This is a genomic window from Sphingobium lactosutens (genome assembly GCF_013393185.1).
Classification (GTDB): Bacteria; Pseudomonadota; Alphaproteobacteria; order Sphingomonadales; family Sphingomonadaceae; genus Sphingobium; species Sphingobium lactosutens_A.
In genome coordinates this window covers 1-12339 of record NZ_QJQX01000055.1, presented here as the reverse complement: position 1 = coordinate 12339, position 12339 = coordinate 1, and the positions used below count along the sequence as shown (strand labels likewise).

The following is a 12339-nucleotide window of genomic DNA, read 5'->3' as shown; positions in this document are numbered from 1 at the left end:
GATCTGGCGAACGTGAAGATGAGCATGAACCCGTTCGACGAGATCGCGGTCGAGGAAGCCATTCGCCTGAAGGAAAAGGGCGTGGCGACCGAGGTGATCGCGGTGTCGATCGGCGTGGCGAAGGCGCAGGAAACGCTGCGTACCGCACTTGCCATGGGCGCGGACCGGGCGATCCTGATCCAGACGGACAATGAGGTTGAACCGCTGGGCGTGGCCAAGCTGCTCGCCAAGGTGCAGGAAGAGGAAGGCGCTGGCCTCATCATCCTGGGCAAGCAGGCGATCGACGATGACAGCAACCAGACCGGCCAGATGCTCGCCGCGCTGCTGAACCTGCCGCAGGGCACCTTCGCCAGCAAGGTCGAGGTCGAGGGCGACAAGGTCAGCGTGACCCGCGAAGTCGATGGCGGCCTGGAGACGGTGAAGCTCAACACCCCGGCGATCATCACCACCGACCTGCGCCTCAACGAACCGCGCTATGCCTCGCTGCCCAACATCATGAAGGCGAAGAGCAAGCCGCTCGCGACCAAGGCGCCTGCTGACTATGGCGTCGACATTGCGCCGCGCCTCGAAACGCTCAAGGTTGCCGAACCGCCCAAGCGCTCGGCGGGCGTGAAGGTCGCCGATGTCGATGAACTGGTCGCGAAGCTGAAAGCTCTGGGAGTTGCCGCATGAAGACGCTTGTGTGGGTTGAACATGAGGGCGGCGCCGTCAAGGACGCCACCCTTTCCGCCGTCACCGCCGCTGGCAAGCTGGGTGAAGTGCATCTGCTGGTCGCCGGGCAAGGCGTTGGCGGCGTGGCCGAGGAAGCCGCCAAGATCGCGGGCGTGGGCAAGGTCCATGTCGCCGACGACGCGGCTTTCGGCCATGCGCTGCCCGAGAATGTCGCGCCGCTGATCGTCGAGCTGATGGGCAGCCACGACGCGTTCGTCGCGCCGGCCACCAGCAACGGCAAGAATATCGCGCCGCGTGTCGCGGCTCTGCTCGACGTGATGCAGATCAGCGACATTCTCTCGGTCGAGAGCGAGGACAGCTTCACCCGGCCGATCTACGCCGGCAACGCGATCGCGACCGTCAGGTCGAAGGACGCCAGGAAGGTCATCACCGTGCGCGGCACGGCCTTCGAGAAGGCGGCCAGGGAAGGCGGCAGCGGCACGGTGGAAGCGGTTGCTTCGACCGGGGACAAGGGGCTTTCCTCCTTCGTCGGCGCCGAAATCGCCAAGCTGGAGCGTCCGGAACTGACTTCGGCCAAGGTGATCGTCTCGGGCGGCCGTGCGCTCAAGGACGGCCCGACCTTCGAGGAAGTGATCTTCCCGCTGGCGGACAAGCTGGGCGCGGCGGTCGGTGCGAGCCGCGCCGCTGTCGACGCGGGCTATGTGCCCAACGACTATCAGGTCGGCCAGACCGGCAAGATCGTTGCGCCCGAAGTCTATGTCGCGGTCGGCATCTCCGGGGCGATCCAGCATCTCGCCGGCATGAAGGACTCCAAGACCATCATCGCCATCAACAAAGACGAGGACGCACCGATCTTCCAGGTCGCCGACATCGGCCTCGTCGGCGATCTCTTCAAGATCGTGCCCGAGCTTACCGAAAAACTGTAACGTTTCCCGGCAAGAGTCGACGACCCTTCCGACGAAGTGGCAGTCACATTCTCATTACAATGCCTCAACGGGCCTTTGTCGCGTAACGGATGCGGGCGCAATTTCCGCATCCGTTCATGCATTGGAGAATAAATCCGGTCCGACATTGGCCAAGCGCACCAGTCATTTTCGCGTTGCTTTGCAAGGCGGCGGCGACCAGCGACAGTGCCGAACCGACCCATATTCGCCCGCCCGGCAAGGCCTGTCAGCGCGCTCACGCCGCGTCCCTGAAGCTGATATCGGACACCTGGCCGGATAAGGGCTGGAAAGCCACGCCGGTCCGGGTCTGGCTGAAGCGCTCGAAATTGACGAAGCCGCCACGATCGGCAGCGCCGTCCGCAATGTTGGCAGATCCGGTCTTCACGCCATCGCCGCTACATCGATCCAGAGTCGGAGCAGCGTGGAATGTCTCGGCCATCTCCGCCTGTCGAAAGATCAAGCCCGCCCGAAGGCCGGCTTATTCCGCCTCTTCGACCGGCGCGCCGGGGCCGTTCTTCAGGATCGAGTCGATCGCGTTCTTCGCGCTGGCCTTGGACGTATAGCCTTCGGTCCAGAAGATCACTTCGGCATTATATTTGAACTTGGCGACGAACTCGCCGGCCTTGTTCTTCTCGATCACGAACTTGTGGGCCATGACTATTCTCCTGGCTTGTTGCGCTACCGAAACCGGTCTGGACAATAAGCGCGGGAATCGATGCTGGCAACCGCTTCCGGCAGCGCCGATCCGGTCAGCAGCGCCGCGCCCAGCAACGCCGCGGCCGGCGCGGTCTGGATGCCGAAACCACCCTGTCCGGCAAACCAGAAGAAGCCCGGCATATTCGGATCGAAGCCATAGACCGGCGCACGATCGGGCGCGAAGCTGCGCAGCCCCGCCCATTTATGCTCGATCGTCGCCACCGGCCAGTCGACCGCCTCCTGAAAGCGTGCGATCGCCTGCGCCACCGCCAGTTCCTCGGGCGCGGCATCGCAGGGCGGCGACGGCGCCTCGTCATGCGGGGTCAGCCAGATGCGCCCCTCGCCCTCCGGCTTGAAATAGAAGCGGCCCTGCAGGTCCATGACCCGCGGCAGGTCGGCCGATGGCATGGCGGGCACCCGCAACTGCACCACCGTGCGCCGCAGCGGCATGATGCCGACGGGCGCGACACCGCTCCGCCGTGCGACCTCGTCGGCCCAAGCCCCCCCGGCATTGACCAGCAGGCCGCAGGCGACCGACCCGTTCGCCGTTTCTATCCGCCAACCACCGCCTTCCGGTCGCGCGTCGAGCAAAGGCGACGCCAGCCGCATTTCCCCGCCCAGCCGCCGGAATCGGCGCAGACAGGCCTGATGCAGCGCCGCGACGTCGATGTCGTGGCAACTCGCTTCCATGACCCCCAAAGTCCAGTCCGGCCGCAGCCCCGGCACCAGCGGCGCGGGATCGACCGGACGAAGGTCGACCTTCCCGGCAAAGGTCGCCAGCAAGGCATCGCGAAAAGGCTCGTCGCCGGCGCGCCCGATATGAACCGTCCGGCGCAGCGACAGGAAACTGCCCTCATGAAAATCCGGGTCGGGCGCGGCGAGCAATGGTCCCGACGCGGTGGTCAGCGGCTGCACCACCGGGCCGCCATAAGTTTCCTCCCAGAAAGCGACCGAACGGCCGGTGGCATGATAGCCCGCGCGCTCCTCCATCTCCAGGATCAGCACGCGCGCATCGGCCGCCAGCTGCGCGCCAAGGCTCGCGCCGGCCATGCCGCCACCCACGATAACGATGTCGAAAGCCGTCAAAGTCCAGTCTCTTGCCCAGCAGCCTCGTCCAGAAAGGCGTCGATCCGGCCCAGCGCATCCAGCCGCACCGGATCCATCTCGCGCAATATCTCGTGCGCGGCCTCCCGCCCATAGACATGCAGCCGCGCATTGGGAAGCCGCGCCGCGACCTGCCGGATCGCGGCGGTCGACACCAGCCTGTCCATCTCCGTTGCCAGGATGAGCAACGGACAGCCGACCTGTGCGACCCCCGGTCCTTCGGCGAGTTCCCGAGTCGATTCGAGCGCCTGCGCCACCCAGTTCCAGCTTGGCGGCCCCAGCGCGATCTCGCGGCTATGGTCGCGCCACCAGAGTTCGTCGGCATAGCGATCGGGATCATGGGTCAACCGCTTCTGCCGGACGACCCGCTGCCGCTCGCTATCTTCCTTCTGCGTCCAGGCCCGCTTGTCGCCGGCGCCGCTGGCCAGCATCATGCGCGCCACCGCCACTGCCAGCCATCGCGGCAATGGTGCGGTATGCACACCCAGCATCGGCGCGACCAGCACCGCTGCATCGGGCTGCCTCATGCCCTCCGCCAGTGCGCGGAGCAGCATGTGCCCGCCCATCGAATGCCCCAGCATGACCGCCGGCCCCGGCTTCTCGGCGCGCCAGTCGGCGGCGAAAGCCCGTAAATCCGCGATATAATCGGCAAAATTCCCGATATGGCCACACAGCGGATCATCGGTCAGCCGTCCCGATCCGCCCTGCCCGCGCCAGTCGAAGCTCGTAACTTCCCACCCGCGCCCCGCCCAATGATCGATCACTTCCAGATATTTCTCGATCATGTCGCCGCGGCCGTTCAGCACCAGCATCCGGCCCCGCCGCCCTTTGCCCAGCCGGTAGCGGCGGAGCGCCCAGCCGTCGGGCGCATGCCAGTAATCCAGCCGCCCGCCCATTGGCCAGGCGCGCCGGTCGAAGGCTGCGGCGGGGAAAGCGGAGGCAAAATCAGGCGAATCCATGTCCCGCATGGTTACGGTTTGGTAAGCCATGCGGTCTAGGGAATAGTGCCATGTTAGGGGATTATTTCCGACTGGCGCTGATCGTCGTCCTGGGCGCGCTGCTGATCGTGGCGACCATCACCGATCTGCGCTCGCGCATCATCTCGAACCGGCTGAACCTGACCGTGGCGCTGCTGGCGCCGCTCTGGTGGCTGGCCTGCGGGCTGGAACCTTGGCCGGGCATGGCGGTGCAATTGCTCGCCGGCCTGCTGGTCTTCGCCGTCTTCGCCATCCTGTTCGCGATCGGCATGATGGGCGGCGGCGACGTCAAGCTGCTGGGGGCGCTGGCGCTCTGGTTCCCGTGGCAGGCGACGATCAGCCTGATCGTGCTGATGGCGCTGCTCGGCGGGGGCGTGACGCTGGCCACCATAGTGCATCATCGCTGGGCCAGGAAACCCGGCCGGCCGGAAATACCCTATGGCGTCGCCATATCCATTGCGGCCCTGTGGCTGCTTGGCGAACGATATCTTAACCAATTTGCGTGATGGTCGGGGCACTGGGGGCAGTGCACCCGTTCGAGGGAGGCGAATTTCGTCATGGATGCCAAGAAGATCGTGCTGCTGGTAGGCGCGCTGGTCATAGCCGTTACTACCGCCCTGCTTGCGCGGAACATGCTGAGTTCTTCCAGCGCACCACAGGTCAATGCCGCAGCCATGCCGGCTGATGCCGACCTGCCGCATGTGCTGGTCGCCACCAAGGCGCTGCCGGTGGGCACCATCCTCGATGCGGAAAGCTTCCGCTTCCAGCCCTGGCCGAAGGATCTGATCGAACAGGCCTATTATCTCCAGGGCCAGGCCGATCCGATCAAGCTGGCTGGCAGCGTCGTGCGCACCGCCATCTCGGCAGGCCAGCCGCTGACGCAGGGCGCACTGGTGAAGCCGGGTGAACGCGGCTTCCTGGCAGCCGCCCTTGGCGCCGGCATGCGCGCCGTGACGGTTCCGGTTTCGGCGCAAAGCTCGGTGGCGGGCTTCGTCTTTCCCGGCGATCGCATCGACCTCGTCCTGACGCAGAGCGTGTCGGGCGGCGGTGACGGCGATCCGCTCAAGGTGTCGGAAACCATCCTGCGCAACCTGCGCGTGCTGGCCACCGACCAGCGGATGGACGCCATGGGGCCGGACGGCAAGCCCGTCGTCCAGACCTATTCCAACGTCACGATCGAAGTGACGCCCAAGATCGCAGAGAAGATCGCGGTCGCCCAGACGATCGGTTCGCTGTCGATGTCGCTGCGTTCGATCGCCGACAATTCGTCGGAACTCGACGCCGCCATTGCCGGCACCGATGTCGATCTGCCCGCCGGCGCAAGTCCGGCCGCGGAAAAGGCAATCCTGACCAAGCTGGCGGCCCGCCCGGTCGATCGCGGCTCCACCTACTCCACCGGCGCCGACGTGTCGCGCTACCAGCGCAGCTCCGTCCCGGCCAAGGCGGATGCACCCGTCGCTCCGATGATGGCCGCCAATGGCGCGCCGGTCGGTACCGTCGCCTTCAAGGGGCCGACGATCCGCGTGGCGCGCGGCACCAACGTGACCGAAGTTCCGGTCGGGGGGAAGTAAGATGAAGAGCCTGCACCATCGCGCCACGCGCGCCGCCGCTCCCGCCATCGCGCTGTGCCTGGCCGTCGCGACGCTCGCAGCGCCGACCACCGCCCTCAACGCCGCCCCCTCCAGCGCGCAGGACAATGCGATCCTGATGTCGGTGGGCGGCAGCCGGGTGGTCAACCTGCCGTCGAAAATGTCGGATGTGGTGATCGCCAATCCCGAAGTGGTCGACGTCCATGTCCGCTCGCAGAACCAGCTCTACCTGATCGCGAAGAAGGCCGGCGAAACCACCGTCTTCGCCACCGCGCCCAATGGCAAGGTGCTGTTCTCCGGCAATGTCCGCGTCGGCAACAATATCACCAGCATCGACGACATGCTGCGTCTGGCCATGCCCGAAGCCAATATCGCCGTGAACAACATGAACGGCATGGTGCTGCTGACCGGAACGATCAAAGCGCCGGAGGATGCCGCCGAAGTCGAACGCCTGACCCAGGCCTTCGTCGGCAAGGACGTGACCGTCGTCAGCCGCCTGCGCATGGCGACCCCGCTGCAGGTGATGTTGCAGGTCAAGATCGCCGAAGTCAGCAAGGATATCGGTCACAAGATCGGCGTCAACCTCGCCAGCACGGACACATCGCCCGGTGGATATGTCAGCGGCGGCACGCGCAACTTCGCGAGCTATACGCGCGGCACGCAGACCGTGACCGCCAATTCCGATGGCACGTCCAGCGTGACGGGTACGCCCGGCTACTGGACGTTCAACAATGTTATCGATGGTGGATACAGCATCGGTGGCGTCGCCCGCATCCTCGGCATCGACATCGCCGGCGCGCTCGACCTTGCCGAATCCAGCGGCCTCGCCACGACGCTGGCGCAACCCAACCTGACCTCGCTGTCGGGCGAGACTGCCAGCTTCCTGGCGGGCGGCGAATATCCCTATACGGTCAATAACGGGCCGTCGTCGGGCAACAGCATCGAATTCAAGCAATATGGCGTGCAGTTGGCCTTCACGCCGACCGTGCTGGCCGATGGCCGCATCTCGCTGCGCGTGCGACCGACCGTGTCCAGCCTGGACTTCACCGTCAATGCCGACGTGCCGGCGCTCAAGAGCCGGACGGCAGAAACGACGGTGGAACTGGGGTCGGGCCAGGCCTTCATGATCGCGGGCCTGCTCAACAACGAAGCATCGAACAGCGTCAACAAGGTGCCGGGCCTCGGCAATCTTCCGATCCTGGGCAGCCTGTTCAAGTCGCGCCAGTTCCAGCGCAACGAAACCGAGCTGGTGATCGTCGTCACGCCCTATCTGGTGAAGCCGATGAATGCGTCGGACGTGCGCCTGCCGACCGACGGCTATCGCAACGCCAATGCGGGCCAGGGCCTGTTCCTGCAACAGGGCAATGACGGCGTCAGCGGTGCCCGCGGCGCCATGCCCAGCCGCGCGCCCGGCGCTACCCCCGTCACCCCGGCGACGCCTGCGACACCGGCCCGGAACGGCAAGGACGCCAACGCCGCCCCCGGCTTCAGCTTCTGACGGAAGGATCAAGATCATGACCTCCCCCATCCCAGCCCGTCTGTCGACAAAGGCGCTCGGCGCCCTCGCCCTGCTGGCCCTGCCGCTGGCCGGCTGCTTATCCGACAGCCCCAACCGCAGCGTCGAAGCGGCCCACCAGCCGGTGGTGAACTACGCCTCCTATACCTTCGACGTGCAGGCCGGCGCCGGCGACATGCTGACGCCCAGCGAAGCCGGCCGGCTCAATGAATGGTTCGCCTCGATCAATCTGGGCTATGGCGATCAGGTTTCCATCGTCTCCGACGGCTATTACGGCCCGGCGCTGCGCGAAGGCATCGCCAATGTCGTGGCGCGCCGGGGTCTGCTGGTCGGAGAGGACAGTTCCGCCGTCGCCGGCACCGCGCCGCAGGGCGCCGTTCGCCTGATCGTGCGCCGCGCCAGCGCCAGCGTGCCCGGCTGCCCGGACTGGAGCGCCAAGCAGGAAACCGAAATGTCGCTCGGCACCTCATCCAACTATGGCTGCGGCGTGAACGGCAATCTGGCGGCCATGATCGCCAACCCGGAAGATCTGGTTCGCGGCCAGACCACGGACAGCGACCTGCGCACGGCCACATCCAACCGCGCCATTTCCACCTATCGCGACAAGGCGCCAACCGGCGCCGGCGACCTCAAGCAGATCACGGCGGGAGTCCAGTAAGATGAACGCACCCTGGAAACCCGGCGCGGGCCTGCGCGATCCCTTCCACGCCTTCGTCTGCGACGATTACAGCTTCGACGTGCTGCGCGGAGTCGCAGCCGAAATGGGCTGGGCACCGGAAAAGGTGAACAAGGGCGGCATGCGCAACGCGGTGCAGAGCCTGTCGATCACCGCCTCGCCCCAGATCCTGTTCGTCGACATGTCCGAAAGCGGCGACCCGCTCAACGACATTAACAGTCTGGCCGAAGTGTGCGAACCCGGCACGGTGGTGATCGCCGCCGGCCAGGTCAATGACGTGCGCCTGTATCGCGACCTGATCGCCAGCGGCATCCAGGATTATCTGCTGAAGCCCTTCGGCGCCGACCAGCTGCGCGAGGCATTGGCGCAGGCGCAGGCCGTGTTCATGGCGCCGCGCGACGCCGGGCCCGACCGCCCCCACTGCACCATCGCGGTGGTCGGCACGCGCGGCGGCGTCGGCGCTTCCAGCATCGCCACGTCGCTCGGCTGGATGCTGTCGGAAAAGAAGAAGCGCCCGACCGCGCTGCTCGACCTCGACGTCCATTTCGGCACCAATGCGCTGGCGATGGACCTGGAGCCGGGCCGCGGCCTGACCGACGCGATCGAAAATCCCAGCCGCATCGACGGTCTGTTCATCGAGCGCGCAATGGTACGGGCCAGCGATACGCTGGCGATCCTGTCGGCCGAAGCGCCGATCAGCCAGCCGATGCTCAGCGACGGCGGCGCCTTCTACCAGTTGCTGGAAGAATTTCGCGCAGCCTTCGAATGCAGCGTCGTCGACCTGCCGCGCAACATGCTGATCCAGCATCCGCACCTGATGAGCGACGTCAATGTCACGCTGGTCGTGACGGAACTGACACTGGCGGCGGCGCGCGATACGATCCGCATCCTGTCCTGGCTCAAGACCAACGCGCCCCAGTCGCGCGTGGTGGTCGTGGCCAACCGGGTCCATCCCGGATCGCCCGAAATCAGCCGCAAGGATTTCGAACAGTCGATCGAACGCAAGGTGGACGTCCTCATCCCGTTCGACCTGCGCATCGCATCGCAGGCGGCAAAGCTTGGCAAGACGCTCGCCGAAACGGCCAAGGGCAGCAAGGTCGGCGCGGCCTGCGCTGCGCTGCTCGCCGAAACGCTGGGCGCGGTGGATGCCGATGATGCCGGCGACGGCAAGCCCATGCCGAAAAAGGGGGACTCCCTGCTCGGCAAGATCGACTTCAAAAGCATGATTCCGTCGCGCCGCAAGGCAGCCGTGGAAGACTGACGGACGCGCCGCTCCGGCGGCGCTGCCCCATGAAGGACAGGCGAAGAGATGGACGGCAATATCATATTGATCGCGGTGCTGGTGGCGACGATGCTGGGCCTCGCCCTGGTCGCCTTCGCCGGCCCGTCGCCGGACAAGGCGCGCAAGCGCCGCGTCGCCCTGATCCGCGGCCGTCATAGCGATTCGGCCGAAGCGATGCTGGAAGCGCGCATGCGCAAGGCCATCTCCAATCGCCCGACCGGCACCGAAGCGAAAATGCTGGTGTCGCTGATCCCCAATCCGGACAATCTTGCCAAGCGGATCAAGATGACCGGCAAGAAGTGGACGCTCAGCCAGTATATGACGGCCTGCGCCGTCACCTTCCTGCTGATCACCGCTCTCCTGACGCTGCGCGGTTTCCCCTTCCTGTTCGCCCTGATGGTCGGCCTCGCGGCCGGCCTCGGCCTGCCCCACTGGTGGATCGGCCGCATGATCCGCAAGCGGATCAACCAGTTCAACGCCAAATTCCCCGATGCGCTCGAACTGCTGACCCGCGGCCTGCGTTCGGGCCTGCCGATCGCGGAGACGCTGAGCGTGGTATCGACCGAAATTCCGGGGCCGGTGGGCGAGGAATTCAAGCTCATCACCGAACGCATCAAGATCGGTCGCACCATGGAGCAGGCGTTGCAGGAAACCGCCGACCGGCTGGGCACGCCGGAATTCCAGTTCTTCGTCATCACCCTGGCGATCCAGCGGGAAACGGGCGGCAACCTCGCCGAAACCCTGTCCAACCTCGCCACGGTGCTGCGCCAGCGCGCGCAGATGAAGCTCAAGATCCGTGCCATGTCGTCGGAATCGAAAGCATCCGCCTACATCATCGGCGTGCTGCCTTTCCTGGTGTTCGGCATGATCTGCTACATCAACTATGAATATATGTCGCCTTTCTTCACGCCGGACCCGGCGGGCCTGTTCGGCCTGTCGACCATGCAGGTGGTCGGCATCGGCGGCATGGGCTGGATGGCGATCGGCGCCTTCATCATGGCCCAGATGGTCAATTTCGAGATTTGACAAGGGAGCGATAGCAGCATGGACGCCCCCACCCCCGCCGGCACGCTGTTCGGCATGAACGCCACCGATTTCGGCACCCTGCTCGCGGGCCTCGCAACGCTGGCCGTCCTTTTCGCCCTCTATGCGGTGATGACGGTGCGCGATCCCATGGCCAAGCGCGTCAAGGCGCTCAACGAACGGCGCGAACAGCTCAAGGCCGGCATCACCGCCTCGACCGCCAAGCGCCGCGCCAAGCTGGTGCAGAAGAACCAGACGACCGACCATATGCGGTCCTTCCTGTCCAGCCTGAAGGTGTTGCAGGACGACCAGCTCAAGGATGCGCAGATCCGCCTGGCGCAGGCCGGCATCCGGTCCAAGGATCTGGCCGTCGCGGTAATCTTCGGCCGCATGATCCTGCCGATCGTCATCGGCGGCACGGCCGCGATCCTGCTGTATGTCGTTGGCATCGAACCCGAATGGGGTCCGATGAAACGCTTCTTCGCCTTCGCCATCGCGCTGCTGCTCGCCTACAAGGCGCCCGATCTCTATATCGACAACAAGGTGCAGAAGCGTGCGTCCGCGATCCGAAAGGGCTTGCCCGACGCGCTCGACCTGCTGGTCATCTGCGCGGAGGCGGGCCTCACCGTCGATGCCGCCTTCAACCGCGTCGCGCGCGAACTGGGCAAGGCCTATCCCGAACTGGGCGACGAGTTCCAGTTGACCGCGATCGAACTCAGCTTCCTCACCGACCGGCGCATGGCGTTCGAAAATCTCGCGACCCGCGTGAAGCTGGACGCGGTCAAGGGCGTGGTCACGACCATGATTCAGACCGAGAAATATGGCACGCCGCTCGCTTCGGCGCTGCGCGTCCTGTCGGCCGAATTCCGCCACGAACGCATGATGCGCGCGGAAGAAAAGGCCGCCCGCCTGCCCGCGATCATGACGGTGCCGCTGATTCTCTTCATCCTGCCGACCCTGTTCGTCGTCATCCTGGGTCCGGCCGCCTGCTCGATCAGCACCGCCTTCTAGGCTGAGGTGACGATTTAATCATTTGAGCCAGAGCATGATGCTGGCGAGTTTGACAAATCCGAGGAAGTTGGGGGCGAGCTTGTCGTAGCGTGTTGCGATGCGCCGCCATTGTTTGAGTTTGGCGAAGAATCCTTCGATGCCCCAACGCTGTTTGTAGGCGATGCGGTCGTAGCCGTGTTGGTACTTGCGGTGGCGGCGTGGTGGGATGACCGGCTCGCCGCCTTGCTCGTAGATGAGGTCATGCAGGCGGTCGGCATCGTAGGCGCGATCCGCCAGCACCTTGCCTGCCGGGATGCCCCGGATCAGGTCGCAGGCTGGAGCCATGTCGTTTTGCTGTCCGGGGCCAAGAATGAAGCGGATCGGCAGACCGAGGGCATCGACTACGGCGTGGATTTTGGTGCCGAACCCACCTCTCGACCGCCCGAGAGCCTGGGCTTGAACGCCCCCCTTTTTATCCGAGCCCCTGCCGCTTGAGCCTGAGCGCGGATGACAGTGGCATCGATCGCCAGCCATTCGATGTCGGGATCATCGGACACCGCCGCGAATATCCGGTCGATCACACCCTGCTCGATCCAGCGATAATAGCGCCGCTTGGCTGTCTGATAGGGACCAAAGCGTTCGGGAAGATCGCGCCAACGACCGCCTGAGCGCGCCAGCCACAGCAAGGCATCGAGAAAACGCCTGCCGTCGCTACGCGGACCACGCTTACCCTTGCGCCCGCCCGGAACGAACTCCCGCAATCGCTCCCATTGATCGTCCCGAAGTACCTCGCCTTCCACACCAGCCTCCAAAAGCCACTGTTGAATCACAAAGACCCGGCGCCGTGAATCCCTAAAATGTCACTACAGC

The 12339-nt window shown here is 65.3% G+C and carries 13 protein-coding genes and 1 pseudogene; 9 read left to right on the top strand and 5 right to left on the bottom strand.

Annotation, left to right across the window (positions count from 1 at the left end):
• Window positions 1–672, top strand: a 672-nt coding sequence (locus DM806_RS16175) for an electron transfer flavoprotein subunit beta/FixA family protein (RefSeq protein ID WP_179044223.1), incomplete at its 5' end; no start/stop codon positions are given.
• Window positions 669–1598, top strand: coding sequence for an electron transfer flavoprotein subunit alpha/FixB family protein (locus DM806_RS16170; RefSeq protein WP_179042879.1), 930 nt, complete (start codon window positions 669–671; stop codon window positions 1596–1598). The genes DM806_RS16175 and DM806_RS16170, both read left to right, overlap by 4 nt.
• Window positions 1599–1851: 253 nt before the next feature.
• Here the strand turns inward: DM806_RS16170 and DM806_RS16165 are convergent, their stop codons facing one another.
• The 4 genes from DM806_RS16165 to DM806_RS16150 all read right to left on the bottom strand — a co-directional run bounded on the left by DM806_RS16165 (window position 1852) and on the right by DM806_RS16150 (window position 4375).
• A complete protein-coding gene (locus DM806_RS16165; RefSeq protein WP_179044222.1) occupies window positions 1852–2001 on the bottom strand; it encodes a hypothetical protein in 150 nt (49 codons plus the stop codon).
• 93 nt (window positions 2002–2094) lie between these two features.
• On the bottom strand, window positions 2095–2271 hold the full coding sequence (locus DM806_RS16160; protein WP_179044221.1) for a YegP family protein: 177 nt from the start codon (window positions 2269–2271) through the stop codon (window positions 2095–2097).
• Window positions 2272–2294: 23 nt separating this feature from the next.
• Window positions 2295–3398: an NAD(P)/FAD-dependent oxidoreductase gene (locus tag DM806_RS16155; RefSeq protein WP_179044220.1), complete on the bottom strand. Its 1104-nt coding sequence runs from the start codon at window positions 3396–3398 to the stop codon at window positions 2295–2297.
• On the bottom strand, window positions 3395–4375 hold the full coding sequence (locus DM806_RS16150; RefSeq protein ID WP_179044219.1) for an alpha/beta fold hydrolase: 981 nt from the start codon (window positions 4373–4375) through the stop codon (window positions 3395–3397). The genes DM806_RS16155 and DM806_RS16150 overlap by 4 nt, the downstream gene beginning before the upstream one ends.
• Window positions 4376–4425: 50 nt before the next feature.
• Here DM806_RS16150 and DM806_RS16145 point away from each other — a divergent pair, with 50 nt between their 5' ends.
• The 7 genes from DM806_RS16145 to DM806_RS16115 are packed head-to-tail and all read left to right on the top strand — an operon-like array spanning window position 4426 to window position 11490.
• Complete coding sequence (locus DM806_RS16145) at window positions 4426–4899, top strand: A24 family peptidase (protein ID WP_179044218.1); 474 nt, start codon at window positions 4426–4428, stop codon at window positions 4897–4899.
• Window positions 4900–4950: 51 nt separating this feature from the next.
• Window positions 4951–5964 (top strand): Flp pilus assembly protein CpaB, encoded by a 1014-nt coding sequence (gene cpaB / locus DM806_RS16140; RefSeq protein WP_179044217.1) that lies wholly within the window; start codon window positions 4951–4953, stop codon window positions 5962–5964.
• A gap of 1 nt (window position 5965) precedes the next feature.
• A complete protein-coding gene (locus tag DM806_RS16135) occupies window positions 5966–7480 on the top strand; it encodes a type II and III secretion system protein family protein (RefSeq protein WP_179044216.1) in 1515 nt (504 codons plus the stop codon).
• 16 nt (window positions 7481–7496) lie between these two features.
• Window positions 7497–8156 carry a CpaD family pilus assembly protein gene (locus DM806_RS16130; protein WP_179044215.1) on the top strand — a complete coding sequence of 220 codons (660 nt, stop codon included), beginning with the start codon at window positions 7497–7499 and terminating at the stop codon, window positions 8154–8156.
• 1 nt (window position 8157) lies between these two features.
• Window positions 8158–9435 (top strand): nucleotide-binding protein, encoded by a 1278-nt coding sequence (locus tag DM806_RS16125; protein WP_179044214.1) that lies wholly within the window; start codon window positions 8158–8160, stop codon window positions 9433–9435.
• 48 nt (window positions 9436–9483) lie between these two features.
• The gene (locus tag DM806_RS16120; protein WP_179044213.1) at window positions 9484–10482 is read left to right on the top strand and encodes a type II secretion system F family protein; all 999 of its coding nucleotides are present in this window, start codon (window positions 9484–9486) and stop codon (window positions 10480–10482) included.
• Window positions 10483–10500: 18 nt separating this feature from the next.
• Window positions 10501–11490: a type II secretion system F family protein gene (locus DM806_RS16115; RefSeq protein WP_179044212.1), complete on the top strand. Its 990-nt coding sequence runs from the start codon at window positions 10501–10503 to the stop codon at window positions 11488–11490.
• Between the two features lie 18 nt (window positions 11491–11508).
• Here DM806_RS16115 and DM806_RS16110 read toward each other — a convergent pair.
• A pseudogene (locus tag DM806_RS16110) lies at window positions 11509–12269 on the bottom strand (IS5 family transposase).
• Between the last annotated feature and the right edge of the window lie 70 nt (window positions 12270–12339).